This window comes from Phycicoccus sp. Soil803 (assembly GCF_001429685.1).
GTDB lineage: Bacteria > Actinomycetota > Actinomycetes > Actinomycetales > Dermatophilaceae > Pedococcus.
In genome coordinates, this window is record NZ_LMST01000001.1 from 2,890,606 (window position 1) to 2,908,123 (window position 17,518).

A 17,518-nucleotide genomic window follows, 5' to 3' on the forward strand; every position below is an offset into this window, starting at 1 on the left:
GGGACATGTGAAGTTCACGAAGAGAGCAGTTGTTGCCGCTGTGACAACCCTCGCGATGTTGGTCGTCGGAGGTCAGGCGGGTTTTGCCGACGGCCTGGATCCTGCCGAGCGCCTGATCACAGCCAAGACCGGCTCCTTGGGTGAGGTTGTTCCGCCCGGGGGCTCCAGTCGCGGTGGCATACCCATCAAGCCAGCGCGCGGCCTGCGCACGTGGCTTCAGCGTGACAGCAGCCGCATCCGTCTGGTGGCCGAGCTTGATGAAGGACAATCCAAAGGAACCTTTGAAGACGTGATTCCGGAAGGTTGGCACTTCGAGGCTCAAGCTGACGGTTCGCTAGCGATCCACGATCAAGATGGCCGAGTCCAAGGCCACGTCGAGCCACCCTGGGCTCTGGACTCCGACCACCGGGCCCTCAAGACGCAATACACCCCGGCAGGGAATGACCTGGAGCAAACCGTGGACACGAGACACGCTGCCTATCCCATAGTCATGGACCCGACGGTGACGACGGGATGGTGGTTCACGACGCCCGTGTACTACCTCAAGTACGACTGGTCGGGCACGTGGAAGCTCAAGAACTACATCGACGACAACAGGACGCTCGCTGCGGCTCTCATTTGCAACTTCGTGCCGACGACGGTTGGTAGGACGACTTGCCAGGCCATCTTCATCTTGGTCCGCGCGGACATCATCGACACGGTCAACCGGGCGATCGCTGCCGGAAAGTGTTACAAGGTGCGTCTGCCCGCATTGGGTGGCGCAATAGCCCTTCCTGCCTACGATTCTTACTACGTGACCTGCTAGAGGGAGCACTGCATGCTTCTACAAGCGCTGAAAGGCAACGATCCCGTCACCCTGCGCGGAACCATTGAGCTGGCGATGCTGGAGCTCTCACTACTCCTGCCGTTGTGGGTTGTTGGAGCGATGGTCATGGAGGTTGACCTTCCCACATGGTGGGCGATGGGCTTGCTCAGCATGGGGTGGATTGCAACGTCCGTCGGACGACTGGCGTGGGCTCGATGGCGCAGAGCCCACCGGGGTCCGACATCGCTTGAGCCCTGAGCCTGTTACTCGCAGGCGACCCCGCCACCGTGTCGCCGCAGTGGGTTTGCCGGCGATGCCCAGCAGGCTGGCGAACAGCGCGACCGACACGAAACCGGCGCGCACCTCGGCCCACCGCCGCTCCACCAGGAGGACGCGGAGGAAGAAGTAGCAGCCGCCGAGGTAGGCGGAGGCCAGCAGCATCGAGGTCATGTGCGACTGGATCTGCCACGACCACAGGCGCGCGGTCTCGCCCGGGAAGCCGTAGAGGATCACGAACGCCACGAGCAGGAAGGGCGCGATGAACGCGGAGAGTGCCTTGGTAGCAGTGAGCACTCGGTCGTCGCGCCTCATGGCGGCACCCGGGAGACCGAGTCGAGCAACGCGGCGTAGGAGGCGACCAACGCGCGGCGCTCGGCGGCCAGGCGTGGGTCGTCGACGTCGCAGCCGGCGTCGACCCAGGCATCCGACAGGTCCATCGCCTCGGCACGCCAGCGGGCGGCTTCGTGCATCGACTCGGGCGGCGCCGAGTAGACATAGGAGTAGAGGTCGACGAGGGCGCGCTCGAGCTCCGGTCTGGTGGCTGCGTCGTCGCGCTGGTGCGCCCGGTGGACCCGCCACCACTCGACCTCGAGCTCCGAGGCGCGGACCGGGTCGAAGTCGAGGTCGGAGTGCGCGAGGACGAGCTCGTAGAACCGGCGCATCGAGGCACGCGCGGCGTCAGGATCGTTGGTGGGCACCGGCGCCCACGCCTTGTTGGCCTTCAGCACGTGCCACGCGCCGATGAGGGTGCGGCGTGGTCCGAGCCCGAAGCCCTGGTCGATCATCCCGACGAACGAGCGCAGCGCCGGCCACCACTCGCGCCGGTAGTAGCTGGCCCAGGCAAGGGTCTCGTGTTGCCCGAGCACGACCGGATCGAAGTTTCGGGGGCTGTGGCTACACATCCTGGTCACGGCGCACCTGACTCTCCGCCTCCGGGCCGCTGACAACGCGGGTCCTCGGTCGGATACTAGTCGCGCAGGCCCAGCCGGTCAGGGGGTGCAGATGCCCACGCGCGACATCGCCACGGTCGTTGCTGCCATGGATGCCCGGCTTGACCGGATGCCTCCCGAACGCACCGCCCAACGCGTCTTCCTCGACACCTACCGACGCACGACCATCGCCGTCGGCAAGGCGATCGCGGACGCGCAGTTCGAGGATCCCGAGTGGGTCGAGTATTGGGACGTGGCGTTCGCCGATCTCTACCTGGCCGCGCTCGAGCTCGACCTCGTCGGCAGCCATGAGGTGCCGCGACCGTGGCGGCTCGCCTTCGACGCGCCGGAGTCCCTGCCGGCGTTGCGGCACGTGCTGCTCGGCATCAACGCGCACATCAACTACGACCTGCCCCAGGCGCTGCTGGCGGTGATCAGCGACGCGGAGTTCGGGGACCCGGTGGTGCTGGACCGCAGGCAGCGCGACCACGAACGCATCGACGGCGTGCTCTCGGCCCGTGTCGCCGACGAGGACGACGAGCTCGGCGCCCTGTCAGCGCGATCGCTCGTGGACCGGGTGCTCCAACCGCTGAACCGCCTGAGCAGCAAGCGGTTCCTGCGCGAAGCGCGACAGAAGGTGTGGCACAACACCATCGAGCTCCAGCAGGCGCGCGTCGCCGGGCCCGAGGCGTATGCCGCGCGGCTGGCCGAGCTCGAAGTGCTCAGCGCCGCCCGCATCGCCGACCTGCTGGCGCCGGGTCAGGTGCTGCTGCGGCTGGCCGTGGCCGGTTTCGGCGTCACCCTGCCGCCATCAGCCTGAGGGTCGCCCCCCTCCCCGACTAGTTGCCACCTGTCCCTCACGGACCCACCGATCCGGGCCCCTCGTGAGGCACCAGTGGCAACAAGTCGGCCACCCCCACGACTTGTTGCCACCTGCACCTAACCGACTGGCCGATTCGGCCCTCTCGTGGGGCATCAGTGGCAACAAGTCGGGAGCGGCCGGGCCCGGTTTCGGCGTCGCCCTCCCCCGGCAGCCTCCTGAAAGCGCGATGCGCCGGACAGGCTCAGCCCATCCAGCGCACCGCTACTTCAGAGAGCTCAGAGGCGGACCTTCACGCCCCCGGAGAACATCGAGTCGTGCAGCTCGAGGCTGGTGAGCTTCGCGCCCTTGGGGATGTCGAAGTAGACCTTCCCCTTCACGCTGTTGCCGGGGTTGATCTCCTCCCACAGGACCTCGGAGCTGCCGTCGTAGATGGACGCCTCGCTGTCGGCAGAGAACTTGCGGCCTTTGCTGTCGAAGGCAACCTGGTTGTCGGCAAACATCGACTGGGCCTCGTCGCCGATGTTTGAGATGGACATGGTGACCGCGCAGAACTGGCCCTGGGCCTTCTTCTGGAGGTAGACCGAGTCGCCGACCTTGGCGATGCCGCACTTGACGCTGCGCACGGTGAACTTGAACTTGCCGTCGCGGAACGGCTTGCCGATCTGCGATCCCAGAGGTGCCGGCTTGGGCGCCGGCTTCGGTGCCGCCGCCTTGGCTGCCGAGGGCGCGGGCGCAGCTGCCTTGGTCGCAGCGGGAGCCGCTGCCTTGGCCGCCGACGAGGTGGGGCTCGACGCCGAGACTGGCGTGGTCGGGTCATCGCCGCCACCCATGGCGCCGCCGATCATGGCCAGCACGACGACTCCGGCGGGGATCAGGACGCGCTTCTTCGTGTACCAGGCGCGGGCCGGCTTCTGGGTCGCTGCGGCGGCGGGAGCAGCAGCCTCTTGGTTTCCCGGAGCGAAGTGCTCCGTCCACTGCTGACCATCCCAGTAGCGCTGCTGACCGTCGTTCTGCGGGTACCAGCCCGCGGGCGTGCTCATGTCGTCTTTCCTCCAGGACTAGGGCGGCCGACTGTTTGCGGAAGCGGCCAATGCGTATGCCCGATTTGCGGGTCTTGCACAGAATCACGCACCTCAGTCCCAAAGGCGTGGTTAGTGGCTTAGGAAGCGCTTTCAGCCGATCGGCGGGTCAGCCGAACGGACGAGCACCCTTCCGTTTGCGGCTCACTGCGTCGACTCGCGGCGAGTCGTGCCGACACGCCAGCGACACGCGGAAGCCGGATCGTCCGAACGGCCATCTTTCCGGGATCAATGGGGCGCCAGATCGTTGCGGATGCCACTCTTCACTGTCGTCACGCCAGCCCCCCGCCTCCCACGATCCCCCCGGACGTAACTCGTGCGCCTTCTCCCCGCTTCCCTCGCAGTCCTGGCCATCACCCCCGTCTTCGTGGCCCTCCCTACGGTGTCGTTCGCCTCCACGGACACGGCCCATCCAGTTGCCCCGCGCGTGCAGTCGACCGCGATCCACGGTGTGGACGCAGTCGCCAAGGGCCAGCTCTGGACTCTCCGAGTCGTGCCCGGCCGTGCCATCAGCACCCTGACGCCGGTGCAGGAGCGGTCGCGGTTCACCGTGGCGGGTGTCTCGTGGTCACGCAGCACCGGGCTCACCAACGACGACGTCATCGTGCAGCTGCGTGTGCGTGAGGACTCCGGTTGGAGCGCCTGGGAGACGCCCGGCGTGACCGACGAGGGCCCCCAGAGCGGGACCGGCGAGTCCGTCACCGCACGCCTCGGCACGAACCCCCTCGTCACCGACGGCGCCACGGCGATCCAGGTGCGAGTCGATACCCCGAACGGTCAGCCGCTCCCCGACGTCCGCGTCACGACGATCAACCCGGGCACCTCGTCCGCCGACGACGACCTCACCCCGAAGACGCCCGCCGCGTCCGCCTCAGCCGCCGCGGCGATGCCCACGATCATCACCCGCAAGCAGTGGGGCGCCGACGAGTCGCTTCGTGGGTCAACGACCTACAACACCACCGTCAAGGCGATCACGATCCACCACACCGCCAGCTCGAACGACTACACCGAGGCGACCGCCGCCGCCCAGATCCGCGGCATCTACGCCTACGACACCAAGGGCCTCGGCTGGTCTGACATCGCCTACAACTTCCTCGTCGACAAGTTCGGCCGGATCTACGAGGGTCGCGCCGGCTCGATCACCTCGGCGGTGCGCGGCGCCCACGCGATGGGCTTCAACACCAACACGATGGGCGTCGCCGCACTCGGCAACTACCAGACCGCCAAGCCCCCGGCCGTCATGGTCGACTCACTCGCCAAGGTCGCCGGCTGGAAGCTCTCGCAGTACGGCGTCGACCCCTCCGCCACGACAAAGCTGACCTCCGCGGGCGGCACCGGCACCAAGTACGCCGCCGGCGTCGTCGCCACCCTCCAGACCCTCAACGCCCACCAGAACACGTCCTACACGCTGTGCCCAGGCCAGTACCTCTACCCGCTCATGGCGACCATCCGCAGCAAGGCCACCGCCTACGCGAAGACCTCGGTGCCGCCACCCCCGACCCCGGTCCCGACGTCGAAGCTGTTCGCCACCTACGGCACCCTCACCCTGGCCACCGGTTCCAAGGGCTGGGCGGTGCGTGACCTCCAGCTCGAGCTCAACCGCCGTGGGTATGCCGCGGGCACTGCAGACGGCGCGTTCGGCACCGGCACGGCTGGCGCCGTGCAGCGCTTTCAGAAGGCCGCCGTGCTCACGGTCACCGGGAAGGTCGCGGCCAACGACTGGCGCGCGCTGTCAGGCCTCACCTACACGAAGACCGGCGCTCCCCCGCCTCCCCCGCCTGTGCCCACGGTCCCGGCGCCCACGCCGGTCGTGCCGGCGCTGCCCATCGTCGGGTTCAACGCCGACGGGCGCGGCGACGTCATCGGTCGCACGGCGGCCGGCGACCTCTACTTCTACCCGACCAAGATCGGCGGCATCGGCACTCCCACGCGGATCGGCACCGGTTGGAACATCTACAGCCAGGTCGTCTCCCCCGGTGACCTGTCCGGCGACCGACTCGCCGACATCGTCGCCGTCACCCCGGAGGGCTGGGCCTACCTCTACAAGGGCAACGGCAAGGGTGGCGTCATGGGCACCCGCATCCTGCTGTCCCAGTCGTGGAAGGCCTACACCGACTTGCTCACGCCCGGAGACTGGACCGGCGACCACAAGCCAGACCTGTTGGCGCGCAAGGCCAACGGCGAGCTCTGGATGATCGTCGGCGACGGCAAGAGCGGCTTCACCGGCACCTGGACCCGCATCGGCACCAACTGGCAGACGCTCGCCCAGGTCATCACGCCCGGCGACGTCACCGGGGATGGCCAGGCCGACCTGCTGGGACGCACCCCGACCGGCAAGCTCTACCTCTACCGCGGCACCGGCATCGGCACCGCCACCGCTACCGGCTACCTGCCCGGGGTCTTCGTCTCGACCGGCTGGCAGACCTACAACACGGTCTTCTCCACCGCGGACCTCACCGGCGACGGCAAGGCCGACCTCATCGGCCGCACGCCGGCCAACGTCGACTACGTATACGCCGGCACCGGCAAGGGAACCTTCGCCGCACCCAAGCGTTTCACCGCCCCGTGGGGCGCCACCACCCGGATTGTGGGAGTGCGCTGAGTCGCGTGTCTGGCTTGGATGACGACGACCAGTTCTCGCTGAGGACTGTCCCCGACTGCGCGACCTGCACCTGCGGGGAGCGGCTGTCGCCGGGCGAGCGCGCCGGCTGGGACCCGGTGACCTCCAGGGTGATCTGCCTCTGGTGTCTGGCCGACCGCAAGGTTGGTCGCGCGTCGCCGCGTCGACGGGTCACGGCAACGCCGGCAGTCACCCTGATCAGGGTCGCTAGCCCGGCCCGGCGCGCACGAGGCCGCTCGTCGTCGGGGCGCCAGCGCCGGTCGCGATCGCCGCGCACGACAGTGACACTGCTGCTGACCCTCGCCATCCTGGTGGGCCTGGTGTACGCCGACAACGTGGTGCTCGGCCATGACTCCATCCTCCGCGCCTTCGGCATCAGCCAGCTCCCGGGTGCAACCACCCGTGGCCTCGAGCGTCAGATTCCGCAAGGCTCTGACTCGACGCACTTCGCGTTCATGCAGACGAAGGGGGTCGACAGCAAGGACCCTGTGGCGTGGAGCTCCTGCGACCCCATCCACGTCGTGGTGAATAAGGCCTCCGCTCCCCCACAGGCAGACCGGCTGCTGCAAGAGTCGCTCGACCGGGTGTCTGAGTTGAGCGGCCTCACCTTCGTGGTCGATGGCGAGACCGACGAAGAACCCATCCCCAACCGTCCAGCGCAGAGCCGCAACCCGCTCAAGGGCCTCTGGGCTCCGGCCCTGATCGCCTGGACGACACCAGAAGCCGTTCCGGCACTGAAGGACAAGGTCGCCGGTATCGGGGGTCCTCGGGAGGGTCCTGCGGGTTATCCCACTCGCCGGCACTTCGTCAGCGGCATCGTCTACCTGGATGGCCCGTCGATCTCGCAGATCCTGTTGCGCAAGAACGGCTGGGCCCAGAGCCGGGCCATCGTCATGCACGAGCTCGGACACATGGTGGGCCTGGCCCACGTCGACTCGGACGCCGAACTGATGGACGGAGACAACGACTCCGGCATCACCGACTTCGGTCCCGGCGATCGCGAAGGCCTCCGCCGTCTTGGCGCCGGACCCTGCTTCTGATCCCCGGCAACTGGCTCACACGCCACGGCACATTGGTCCCTCCCGGCGGCCTGTGCGCTCTAAGCTCGCCCCATGGCAGGGGACCGGATAGCCGAGGAACGATTGCGTCGTGAGGTCATAGCCGCCGCAGTCCAGCGGCGAGCGGATGACCTGGGCGGGTACCTTCCGTGGACCGAACTCACCGACTTCCCATTGCCCGACGGCACCAGTGTGCGCTTAGTCGACCCTGGCCGTGGTGGCATCTGGAACCCGAAGGACCTCGTCGCGACGCTGAGCATCCTCACATCCCCCGACGGTCCCTACGCCGACCGCGAGACGGACGGCTTCCTCACGTACAGCTACCAATCTGGACCTGACGGCGGAAAGAACCTGAAACTCCGCGCGGCGATGGAGCACCGTCTCCCGGTTCTTCGCTTCGACAAGATCGCCAAGGCGACGTACCAGCTGATCTATCCGGTCTTCGTCGTAGGCGACAACCCCATCGCGCGAGAGTTCACGCTGACTCTGGACGAGGTGCTGCGCGCACTCCCCAGCTCACAACCGCTCTCCCCCATCGAGAAGGCCTATGCGCAGCGGCTCGTCAGTCAGCGGGTCCATCAGCCTGCCTTCCGAGCGCGAGTGATGCTGGCCTACGAAGGCACTTGTGCGGTGTGCACGTTGAAGCACCCAGAGCTGCTGGATGCTGCCCACATCATCGAAGACGGGAATGAGGGCGGCGATCCGGTCGTGACGAATGGCCTGAGCCTCTGCAAGATCCATCACGCCGCCTATGACCGGTCACTGCTGGGAATTACGCCCGACTACGAGGTCCGGATCAACCAGCGTCTTCTCAACGAGATCGACGGCCCGATGCTTCGACACGGTCTGCAAGAGATGCATGGTCGGGCGCTAACCCTTCCTCGCGTGGAGGCGGACCGCCCAGACCCGGGACGCCTCTCGACGCGGTTCAATGCGTTCATTGCCGTTTAGATTCGCAAGCGATCTCAGAGTTGGCTGACGCACCCCATCGGAAGTCTCGTTGCCCTACGCCGGACAGGCGTTGTCATCGCGATGGCACACTCGCAGCATGGCTGTCAGTTCTTATCCAATTGTCATTCCAACTGTCACTTTGGTGAGAACGGTCAACGAGGACGCACAAACCCTCGCCAAGGTCCTGATCAGTCAGAAGCGGATGCATCTGCAAGAGCGCCTCGCTATGGCACTCGGCTGGACCATGGACCGCCTGCACGCCGCAAAACGGGTCCTGGACGGACAACTAGCACCGCTGGGGCTACGGCTGCACGAGAACAGCATGGGCATTGCCGTCCGGCCAGCCGACACCGCCGCCGACGAAGCCACCACCCGGCTGGAGGCCTACCGCGACGCGGAAGACGGCATCCACCAAGGCATGGCCCGCGTCCTATATGCGGCGTACGCGGGAACCCTGTCCGCCCAGGAGACCAAGAACGACCACCGCGTCCAACTCGCAGCCCTCCGCCGCCGCGACGCCATCACCTTCGGCGGAGTCGGCCAGACCAGGTACGCCCTCAGCGAGTCCGCCACGTTCGCATTCGACATCCCCGAGTAGCGCAAGACGGCGCCAACAAGCCACATGATGAGAGTCATGCCCACCACACCACTTCACCTCGCCCTCGGCCGCGAACCCAGCGACCTGACCTGGGAACTCGTTCAGGAAGCCATCGACACGCGGCTCGAAGAAACAGACGCCCTCGACTGGAAATCCGCCCTCCCCGCCAAGGAGGCCCGCACCGAGTTCGCCAAGGACGTGGCCGCCATGGCCAACAGCGGTGGCGGCATGATCGTGTACGGCGTGCAGGAGCAAGGTGGCGGTTCCTCAGCAGCCGCCGCCGTCACTGGCATCGAGCAGTGGGACGACGGGGAAGAACGACGGCTGCGCCAGATCGCCTACAGCGGCATCCAGCCACCTGTGCACGGCCTAACGTTCCGACTGCTCCAACATGAACACTCGCAAGTCGTCGCGCTCAGCATCCCCGGCAGCGCCGACAGCCCTCATCTGGTCTGGACTGGGACCGGATTCACCGCTCCAATCCGATACGGCGCCCAAACTGAGTTCATGAGGGAGCGCGAAATCGAACGCGCATACCGGGCGCGGTTCGACTCCTATGCCGGGCTCGACGCCACCCTCGACGAACGCATCGAACAACTACGCCAGGTGGTCAGCGGCCCAGACCGAGTCTGGATGATCGGTTCAGCCGTCCCGCTTCAACCCCGCCCACTTCACCAAGGACGCGTGGAGCGGAACGTGATCGTCGACTTGCTGACCACGTATGAGACAGGAAGTCCTTACAGCGCGGAACGGCCGTCAGCGGGCTCGTTCTCGATCAACCCGCGCCGGGGGCTGAGGAGATGGCGCGCGTACGAGGCTTTGGCAGGTAGAGCAGAACGGGTGATCGAAGTACACGACGATGGGGGCGTCGGTATCGCCGATTACAACTGGGCATCGGGCGGTAGAGACGGGTTCAAGAACAATCACATCGGGATGAGCGAGGTGCTGCTATTCGCGTCGAACCTGGTTTCGCTCCTCGTTGCCACCGCACGGGCTCTGCAACTGGACAGCGGGTATGTACTGCGCCTCACGATGTTCACAGACTCTCCTGATGCGATCTACGTTCGTTCGCTGGACAGGCAAGGACGCCCCGTACCGCTAGACCAACTCGCCCCGATCCCTCGCTTCATCCCCGTGGACGGAGCCATCGAGCCAACCTCAGGAGACGAAGCGATCCTCAGCGCCTTGCGAGAAATCGCAACAGACCTCGTCAACCAGGGCGGCATCCTGGATATCGGCACCAGGGACATTCGGGCGTCCATGGTTGACGTCTGACTGACCCAATACACAAACGCCAAGGGCGGGAACCGGTTTCGGTTCCCGCCCTTGGCGTTTGTGGCCCCTGCCAGGACCTCACCCTTGTGACACTCTCGTGAGAATCTGTGCCAGTTTCGTGAGCAACCGTGCCAGTTCCGTGAGATTCCCGTGCCACTCAGATGAGAACTGACATCAGCTGCAGCCGCTGGTGCTTCCGCAGCCTTCGCAGACGTAGCAGGAGCCGGCGGGACGCATCTTGGTGCCGCAGGTCATGCACATCGGGGCGTCGGCGGAGATGCCTTGGAACTTCTCCAGGAGCTCTGCGGACGAGTGGACCTCGACCGAGACCTCGCGGGCGCTGGCTGCACCGGCACCGGACTTCACCGAGTCGGCGTCGAGTGCCTTGCCCTCGACCGTGGCGGTCGAGGTCGAGGCAACAGCGGCCGGCTTGGTGACCGGAGCGGACTGGCTGAAGTTCTCCAGCTCGTCCTCGAGCTCCTCGGCCGACTCGGAGTCGGTGTCGGTGTCCTGGTAGGAACCGGTCTCCAGCTGGCGAGCGCGCTCGGCAGCGGTGTGGATGCCCATGAACGACCGGGTGTCGAAGTCCATGTGGTCCAGCGCCAGGCGACGGAACACGTAGTCCATGATCGACTGCGCCATCCGCACGTCCGGGTCGTCGGTCAGACCAGCCGGCTCGAACCGCAGGTTGGTGAACTTCTCGACGAAGGTCTCCAGCGGCACGCCGTACTGCAGGCCGATCGAGACCGCGATCGAGAAGGCGTCCATCACGCCGGCCAGCGTCGAGCCCTGCTTGCCGAACTTGAGGAAGATCTCGCCCAGGTCGCCCGACTCATAGGTGCCGGCCGTGAGGTAACCCTCGGCGCCACCGACCGCGAACGACGTGGTCTGCGAGGTCCGGCGCTTCGGCAGGCGCTTGCGCACCGGACGGTACTCGATGACCTTCTCGACCTTGGCCTCGGCGGCCGCGGTGAGCTTGTCCGCCGCAGCGTCCTTGGCAGTCGAGCCACCATCGGACAGCGGCTGGCCGACCTTGCAGTTGTCGCGGTAGACCGCGATCGCCTTGAGGCCCATCTTCCAGCCCTGCATGTGGACGTCCTCGATCTCCTCGACCGTGGCGTTCTCAGGCAGGTTGACCGTCTTGGAGATCGCGCCGGACAGGAACGGCTGGACCGCCGCCATCATCCGCACGTGACCCATGGCCGAGATCGACCGGGCGCCCATGGCGGTGTCGAAGATCTCGTAGTGCTCGGGCTTGAGGCCGGGAGCGTCGATGACGTGACCCTTGTCGGCGATGAACTCGACGATCGCCTCAATGGTCTCGCCCGTGTAGCCCAGCTTCTTGAGCGCACGCGGGATGGTCAGGTTGACGATCTGCATCGACCCGCCGCCGACGAGCTTCTTGAACTTCACCAGGGAGAAGTCGGGCTCGATGCCGGTGGTGTCGCAGTCCATCATGAAGCCGATGGTGCCGGTCGGCGCGAGCACCGAGGCCTGCGCGTTGCGGTAGCCGTTCTTCTCGCCGACCTTGACCACGTCGTCCCAGGCCTTCGTGGCCGCACGGTGGATCGCGGTGTCCATGGTGTCGAGCGGACGGATCGCGTCGTTGGCGCTCTGGTGCTTGCGCATCACCCGCTTGTGGGCGTCCGCGTTGCGGGCGTACCCGGCATACGGGCCGACGACACCGGCGATCTCGGCGGAGCGCTTGTAGGCGGCACCGGTGAGCAGCGACGTGATGGCGGCAGCGAGCGAGCGGCCACCCTCGGAGTCGTAGCCGTGACCGGTCGCCATGAGCAGGGCGCCGAGGTTGGCGTAGCCGATGCCCAGCTGGCGGTAGTCACGGGTGGTCTCGCCGATCGCCTCGGTCGGGAAGTCGGCGAAGCAGATCGAGATGTCCATCGCGGTGATGACCAGCTCGGCGACCTTCTGGAAGGTCTTGGCGTCGAACGTGTCGTCGTCCTTGAGGAACTTCAGCAGGTTGAGCGACGCCAGGTTGCACGAGGAGTTGTCGAGCGACATGTACTCCGAGCACGGGTTGGACGCGGTGATCCGGCCGGTCTCGGGGTTGGTGTGCCAGTCGTTGATGACGTCGTCGTACTGGATGCCCGGGTCGGCGCACTCCCACGCGGCCTGCGCCATCTTGGTGAACAGCTCGCGGGCGTCGATCTTCTCGATGACCTCACCGGTGTCGCGGGCGCGCAGCCCGAACTCGGTGCCGTCCTCGACCGCCTTCATGAACTCGTCGCTGACGCGGACCGAGTTGTTGGCGTTCTGGTACTGGACGCTGACGATGTCCTTGCCGCCGAGGTCCATGTCGAAGCCGGCGTCACGCAGCGCGCGGATCTTGTCCTCCTCGCGCGCCTTGGTCTCGACGAACTCCACGATGTCGGGGTGGTCGACGTCGAGGACGACCATCTTGGCCGCGCGACGGGTCGCGCCACCGGACTTGATCGTCCCTGCGGACGCGTCGGCGCCACGCATGAAGGAGACCGGGCCGGAGGCCGTGCCACCCGAGGACAGCAGCTCCTTGGAGGAGCGGATCCGGGAGAGGTTGAGACCGGCGCCGGAGCCGCCCTTGAAGATGAAGCCCTCTTCCTTGTACCAGTTGAGGATCGAGTCCATCGAGTCGTCGACGGCCAGGATGAAGCAGGCGCTGACCTGCTGCGGGCTCTGCGTGCCGACGTTGAACCACACGGGCGAGTTGAAGCTGAACACCTGGTGCAGCAGGGCGTAGGTCAGCTCGTGCTCGAAGACCTCGGCGTCCTCCGCGTTGGCGAAGTAGCCGTGGTCCTTGCCCGCCTTGACGTACGTCAGCACGACGCGGTCGATGAGCTGCTTGAGCCCGGTCTCCCGCTTGTCGGTGCCGAGCGCGCCGCGGAAGTACTTCGTGGTGACGATCGTGGAGGCGTTGACGCTCCAGAAGTCGGGGAACTCCACCCCGCGCTGCTCGAAGATCGTCTCGCCGGTCTTCCAGTTCTGCTGGACGACGTCGCGCTTCTCCCACGTCACCTCGTCGTACGGGTGCACACCAGGGGTGGTGTAGATCCGCTCTACCTTGACGCCCTTGCCGGACGTCTTCCGGGCACCTGCACGTGCCCCTGCGGTTTCAGTCATTTCTGGTGGCCTCCCTAGCCCCTGGTGTTTCTTCTTGATGATTGTCTCGTGCGGCACTGACAGTGCCGCGGTCGTGCGGTGGTCCGCTGTCATCGCGGGCTGCGGACGCGGGCGATGCGGACGGTGGGTATGCCGGGGGGCTCAGCCCGGCGGCATACCGGCCTGGGTTTGTGGTCGAGCACGGTGTTCAGGCTCGGTGCCGGTGGCTTCGCGCTCGGCGCGGAGCAGGGTGATGGCGCCCTCGAAGTCCTCGAGGCTCTCGAACGCCTGGTAGACGCTCGCGAAGCGCAGGTAGGCCACCTCGTCGAGCTCCCGCAGGGGCCCCAGGATGGCGAGCCCGACCTCGTGGGCGTCGACCTCGGCCTGGCCCTGCTGGCGGATGCACTCCTCGACCCGCTGGGCCAGGAGGGCGAGGTCGTCCTCGGTGACCGGGCGGCCCTGGCAGGCCTTGCGGACCCCGACGAGGACCTTGCTGCGGCTGAACGGCTCGCTCGCGCCGGAGCGCTTCGTGACCGTCAGGCTGGCCGTCTCGATGGTGGTGAAGCGGCGCCCGCACTCGGGGCACTGGCGACGCCGGCGGATCGAGCTGCCGTCGTCGGTGGTGCGCGAGTCCATCACGCGGGAGTCGGTGTGCCGGCAGAACGGACAGTGCATGCTGGCTCTCCTCCCTCGTGCGTTTTCCCGTGCTGGGGACGCCGTGCTTGTGGACTGCGGTGTGGACGATCTGGGGACAACGTGTGGGTAACCCGCCTCGCCCTGTGCACTACATGTGGACGAACTACAGCGGTGTAACCACTAGATGTAGGGATAGTCTGCCTCGCTGTGACCTAGGACGCAAGCGGTTCACCGAAACTGCTGGCTGAGTCTGCATCGCCGCAGGTCAGCGGCCTGTGAGGGCGCGGCGCGACACGCCGCAGCGACGTTCAAACTGGTGCTGCTGTGACTGATGTGACGTCAGAGGCGCCCACATCTGGGGTTTGTCCAACGTTGCCTCCCCCACATGTGGTGTGGACGCCGGACGACGCGCGAACCGGCAGTTTTCCCGGACGTTTCGTCCGGTTCTGTACGCGCCTGTCGGCTCGCCCGGGAATACTGCACGGCATGAAAACGGGGGGACGGCTCCATGCCGCTGTGCTCACATCCACGGCCCTGGGCTGCGCCGCAGTCCTGGCCACCGCCACGCCGGCCGCTGCCGACAACGGTCTGGGCGAGAAGGGGCACAGCCGCTACGTCGTCTCCGACAAGGGCACTCCCGTCCGGGTGACGACGACCGTGACGGTGACCAACCAGGTGCCGCCGTCCGGTGGCCGCTACTCCTACTGGACCGGCTACGCGCTGTGGCTCCCGAACGGCGCGACCGGGCTCAAGGCGGTCTCGCGGGGCAGCACCCTGCCGGCCAAGGTCGCGACCCGGCGTGGTCTCACGTTCGCGGAGATCGACTTCCCCAGCCAGCTGCTCTACGGCCAGAGCCGCACGATCACGGTGACCTACAGCGTCAAGGGCGCCCCTCCCCGCTCCAAGGCCTCCGGTCGGGTCGGCCCCGGCTTCGTCGCCATCGACACCTACGCCCCGGGCGACGCCGGCCAGGCCACCATCGACCTCGAGTCGCCGCGGTGGCTGACCCTCGACGTGGGCGAGAAGTTCACCGAGGTGACCAACGGCGACACCCGCGTCGCCACCATCACCGGCGGCGGCACCGGCGGGCTGATGTCCGCCGTCTCGATGCGCGACATCTCCCAGTCGACGTCCCGCAAGGTCACCGTCGGCAAGGCGACCTTCACCGTCCAGGCCTTCCCCGGCGACCGGGCCTGGCAGACCTTCGTCGCCGACCGGCTGCCCACCACGGTCACCACGCTCGAGAAGCTCACCGGACAGCAGTGGCCGCAGGCCCGGACGATCATCACCGAGGACTACAGCGCCCAGGTCTACGGCTGGGACGGCCAGTTCACCACCACCGGCATCACCGTCAACGAGACCCTCGACCACGCCCTGCTGGCCCACGAGCTGGCGCACGCCTGGGCCGACACCGAGCACCTCGACGAGCGCTGGCTGCTCGAGGGCCTCGCCCAGGAGCTGGCCACCCAGACCACCAAAGCGCTCAAGGCCAAGGACTCCCCGCGCCCCACCGTCCGCCCGACCCAGAAGGGCGCCTTCGCCCTCAACGACTGGGCCTGGGACTCGTCCTCCGCGACCGCCGCCGAGGCCTACGGCTACCCCGCGTCCTGGCGAGCGGTCCACGAGCTGATGGCCGGCGTCCCGGCCGCCCAGCGACCCGACGTCGTCCGGATGCTCACCTCCAGCCACTCCGTCTACGACGCCGCGGGCGACCGCAGCGTGGCGACCCACGCGAGCAGCTGGAAGCAGGCCTACGACGCCTTCGAGGTCGAGGGCGGCAACCGCGCGACCAAGGCGTCCATGACCACGTGGGTGTTGGGCAAGGGCGACGCCTCCGCCATCGCGCTGCGCAGCACCACGCGCACCGCGTATGCCGCACGCGACCGTGCCGATGGCGACTGGGCACCTCCGCGCGGGGTGCGGTCCGCGATGTACGAGTGGAGCTTTGCCGACGCCACGCGCGAGCTGGCGCGGACCGGAGAGCTCGCCGCGAAAGCCGTTGCGGCGCAACAGGCAGCCACCCGGTCCGGACTCCCCGTCACCGGAGTGCGGCACGCCTACGAGCTCGCGGCTGATGTGGACGACTACAAGGTGGTCGCCGCCCAGCTGACCGCCTTCACCAGCCAGGCCAGCCGCTACGCCCAGCTGCGCGCAGACACCGACTCCCCCAACCCGCTCGCTCGCTTGGGGGCACTGGTCCTGCGCCCCGCCGAACCCCTGGCGGACGCCCGCGCGGCGGTCGTCAAGGGCGACACCAAGGCTGCCGACCGGGCGCTGGAGACGGCCACGTCGCGCAGCTCGTGGTCGACCCGGGCCGGGGCGGCGATCCTCCTCGTCCTGCTCCTCGCGGGCGCCGGTGTGGCGCTGGTGGTCCGGCGCCGCACGCGTCGCAAGGCAGCGCCCGCCGTCCCGGTAGTCGACTCCCAGCCGGCTGCCCCCGAACCGGCCGATTCCGCCATGGCCGAGTGAGCGCCAACCGACTTTCGACGGAGGCCTGAGAGTGGGTTGGCGCTCACTCGACGGCCAGTAGCGGTGCCGCCCCGCGGCATACCGGACAGCGGGTGTCCGGAAGGGCTGCCAAGGTGGGGGCATGAGCGTGATTGAGCCGAGCTGGGAGACGCACCCGGTGACGCCCGACCGGTTCGAGGACTTCGCCGACGTCATCAACAAGAACCGTCGCCCCACCCACTGCTGGTGCCTGTCGCACCGCCTCCAGGCCAAGGAGATCACCGAGCTCGGCGGCACCGGCAGGGACGCCCGGGAGAAGGCCATGCGCTCCCTCTGCGAGCGCGAGCACCCGCCCGGAGTCGTCACCTACCTCGACGGCGAGCCTGTCGGCTGGTGCAACATCGGCCCGCGCGCGGAGATCCCGCGGCTCGCGCAGTCGAAGCTGATGCTGCCGGTCGACGACGTGCCGGTCTGGAGCATCGTCTGCGTCGTGGTGCGGTCCGGCTTCCGCAGGCGCGGCGTCACCGCCCACCTCATCGAGGGTGCGGTGGAGTATGCCGCGGCCCACGGCGCGCCCGCCGTCGAGGCCCACCCGGTCGACCCCGGTGATCAGCGGATGGACCTCACCATGGCGTTCGTGGGGACCAGGGCGATGTTCGAGCGGAACGGGTTCTCGGTGGTGGGGACGACCGCTGCGGTGGCCAGCAAGCTGCCCCGACTGGTGATGCGTCGCGACCTCACGTCCTGAGGGTTCGGCGAGCGCTCTGCCCCGCGACCCCAGCGCAGGTACCACCCGAGCATCAGGGCGGTGCTCAGCAGGTAGAAGGAGTGCAGCACCCACAGCGGCCCGGCAGGCAGGCTGAAGACGTAGACCGAGTGGACGACGTTGCCGACGTTGGCGAGCGCGAGGTTGCCCAGGCTGTA

Annotated in this window: 14 protein-coding genes; 9 read left to right on the forward strand and 5 right to left on the reverse strand. The window is 67.4% G+C overall.

What is annotated here, in order from left to right:
• Positions 1–7 precede the first annotated feature (7 nt).
• The gene (locus ASG95_RS21385; protein WP_157582052.1) at positions 8–805 is read left to right on the forward strand and encodes a hypothetical protein; all 798 of its coding nucleotides are present in this window, start codon (positions 8–10) and stop codon (positions 803–805) included.
• Positions 806–895: 90 nt separating this feature from the next.
• Here ASG95_RS21385 and ASG95_RS13285 read toward each other — a convergent pair whose 3' ends face one another.
• On the reverse strand, positions 896–1,396 hold the full coding sequence (locus tag ASG95_RS13285; RefSeq protein WP_157582054.1) for a hypothetical protein: 501 nt from the start codon (positions 1,394–1,396) through the stop codon (positions 896–898).
• Complete coding sequence (locus tag ASG95_RS13290; protein ID WP_235543864.1) at positions 1,393–1,950, reverse strand: hypothetical protein; 558 nt, start codon at positions 1,948–1,950, stop codon at positions 1,393–1,395. Before ASG95_RS13290 ends, ASG95_RS13285 begins: the two co-directional genes overlap by 4 nt.
• A 136-nt stretch (positions 1,951–2,086) precedes the next feature.
• Between ASG95_RS13290 and ASG95_RS13295 the strand changes: the two genes are divergently transcribed.
• Positions 2,087–2,833: a DUF5995 family protein gene (locus ASG95_RS13295; RefSeq protein ID WP_057378914.1), complete on the forward strand. Its 747-nt coding sequence runs from the start codon at positions 2,087–2,089 to the stop codon at positions 2,831–2,833.
• A 278-nt stretch (positions 2,834–3,111) separates the two neighbouring features.
• On the opposite strand, the gene ASG95_RS13300 is transcribed toward ASG95_RS13295, so the two are convergent.
• The gene (locus tag ASG95_RS13300) at positions 3,112–3,876 is read right to left on the reverse strand and encodes a DUF4352 domain-containing protein (RefSeq protein ID WP_057377774.1); all 765 of its coding nucleotides are present in this window, start codon (positions 3,874–3,876) and stop codon (positions 3,112–3,114) included.
• Positions 3,877–4,231: 355 nt separating this feature from the next.
• Between ASG95_RS13300 and ASG95_RS13305 the strand changes: the two genes are divergently transcribed.
• From ASG95_RS13305 to ASG95_RS13325, 5 genes are all read left to right on the forward strand, one after another.
• Entirely contained in the window at positions 4,232–6,517 is a 2,286-nt protein-coding gene (locus tag ASG95_RS13305) for an FG-GAP-like repeat-containing protein (protein WP_157582057.1), read from the forward strand.
• Positions 6,481–7,575 (forward strand): hypothetical protein, encoded by a 1,095-nt coding sequence (locus tag ASG95_RS13310; protein WP_157582059.1) that lies wholly within the window; start codon positions 6,481–6,483, stop codon positions 7,573–7,575. The genes ASG95_RS13305 and ASG95_RS13310 overlap by 37 nt, the downstream gene beginning before the upstream one ends.
• Before the next feature lie 72 nt (positions 7,576–7,647).
• The gene (locus tag ASG95_RS13315) at positions 7,648–8,544 is read left to right on the forward strand and encodes an HNH endonuclease (RefSeq protein ID WP_057377777.1); all 897 of its coding nucleotides are present in this window, start codon (positions 7,648–7,650) and stop codon (positions 8,542–8,544) included.
• 97 nt (positions 8,545–8,641) lie between these two features.
• On the forward strand, positions 8,642–9,142 hold the full coding sequence (locus ASG95_RS13320; protein WP_157582062.1) for a hypothetical protein: 501 nt from the start codon (positions 8,642–8,644) through the stop codon (positions 9,140–9,142).
• A 36-nt stretch (positions 9,143–9,178) separates the two neighbouring features.
• The gene (locus ASG95_RS13325) at positions 9,179–10,417 is read left to right on the forward strand and encodes a helix-turn-helix domain-containing protein (RefSeq protein ID WP_057377779.1); all 1,239 of its coding nucleotides are present in this window, start codon (positions 9,179–9,181) and stop codon (positions 10,415–10,417) included.
• 174 nt (positions 10,418–10,591) lie between these two features.
• Here ASG95_RS13325 and ASG95_RS13330 read toward each other — a convergent pair whose 3' ends face one another.
• Both ASG95_RS13330 and nrdR read right to left on the reverse strand, forming a co-directional pair.
• Positions 10,592–13,531 (reverse strand): vitamin B12-dependent ribonucleotide reductase, encoded by a 2,940-nt coding sequence (locus tag ASG95_RS13330; RefSeq protein ID WP_057377780.1) that lies wholly within the window; start codon positions 13,529–13,531, stop codon positions 10,592–10,594.
• 141 nt (positions 13,532–13,672) lie between these two features.
• A complete protein-coding gene (gene nrdR / locus ASG95_RS13335; RefSeq protein WP_057377781.1) occupies positions 13,673–14,185 on the reverse strand; it encodes a transcriptional regulator NrdR in 513 nt (170 codons plus the stop codon).
• A 447-nt stretch (positions 14,186–14,632) separates the two neighbouring features.
• Between nrdR and ASG95_RS13340 the strand changes: the two genes are divergently transcribed.
• Together ASG95_RS13340 and ASG95_RS22445 are read left to right on the forward strand one after the other, a co-directional pair.
• Complete coding sequence (locus ASG95_RS13340; RefSeq protein ID WP_157582065.1) at positions 14,633–16,615, forward strand: hypothetical protein; 1,983 nt, start codon at positions 14,633–14,635, stop codon at positions 16,613–16,615.
• 121 nt (positions 16,616–16,736) lie between these two features.
• Positions 16,737–17,342, forward strand: a complete 606-nt coding sequence (locus tag ASG95_RS22445; protein ID WP_057377783.1) for a GNAT family N-acetyltransferase — start codon at positions 16,737–16,739, stop codon at positions 17,340–17,342.
• Positions 17,343–17,518 lie beyond the last annotated feature (176 nt).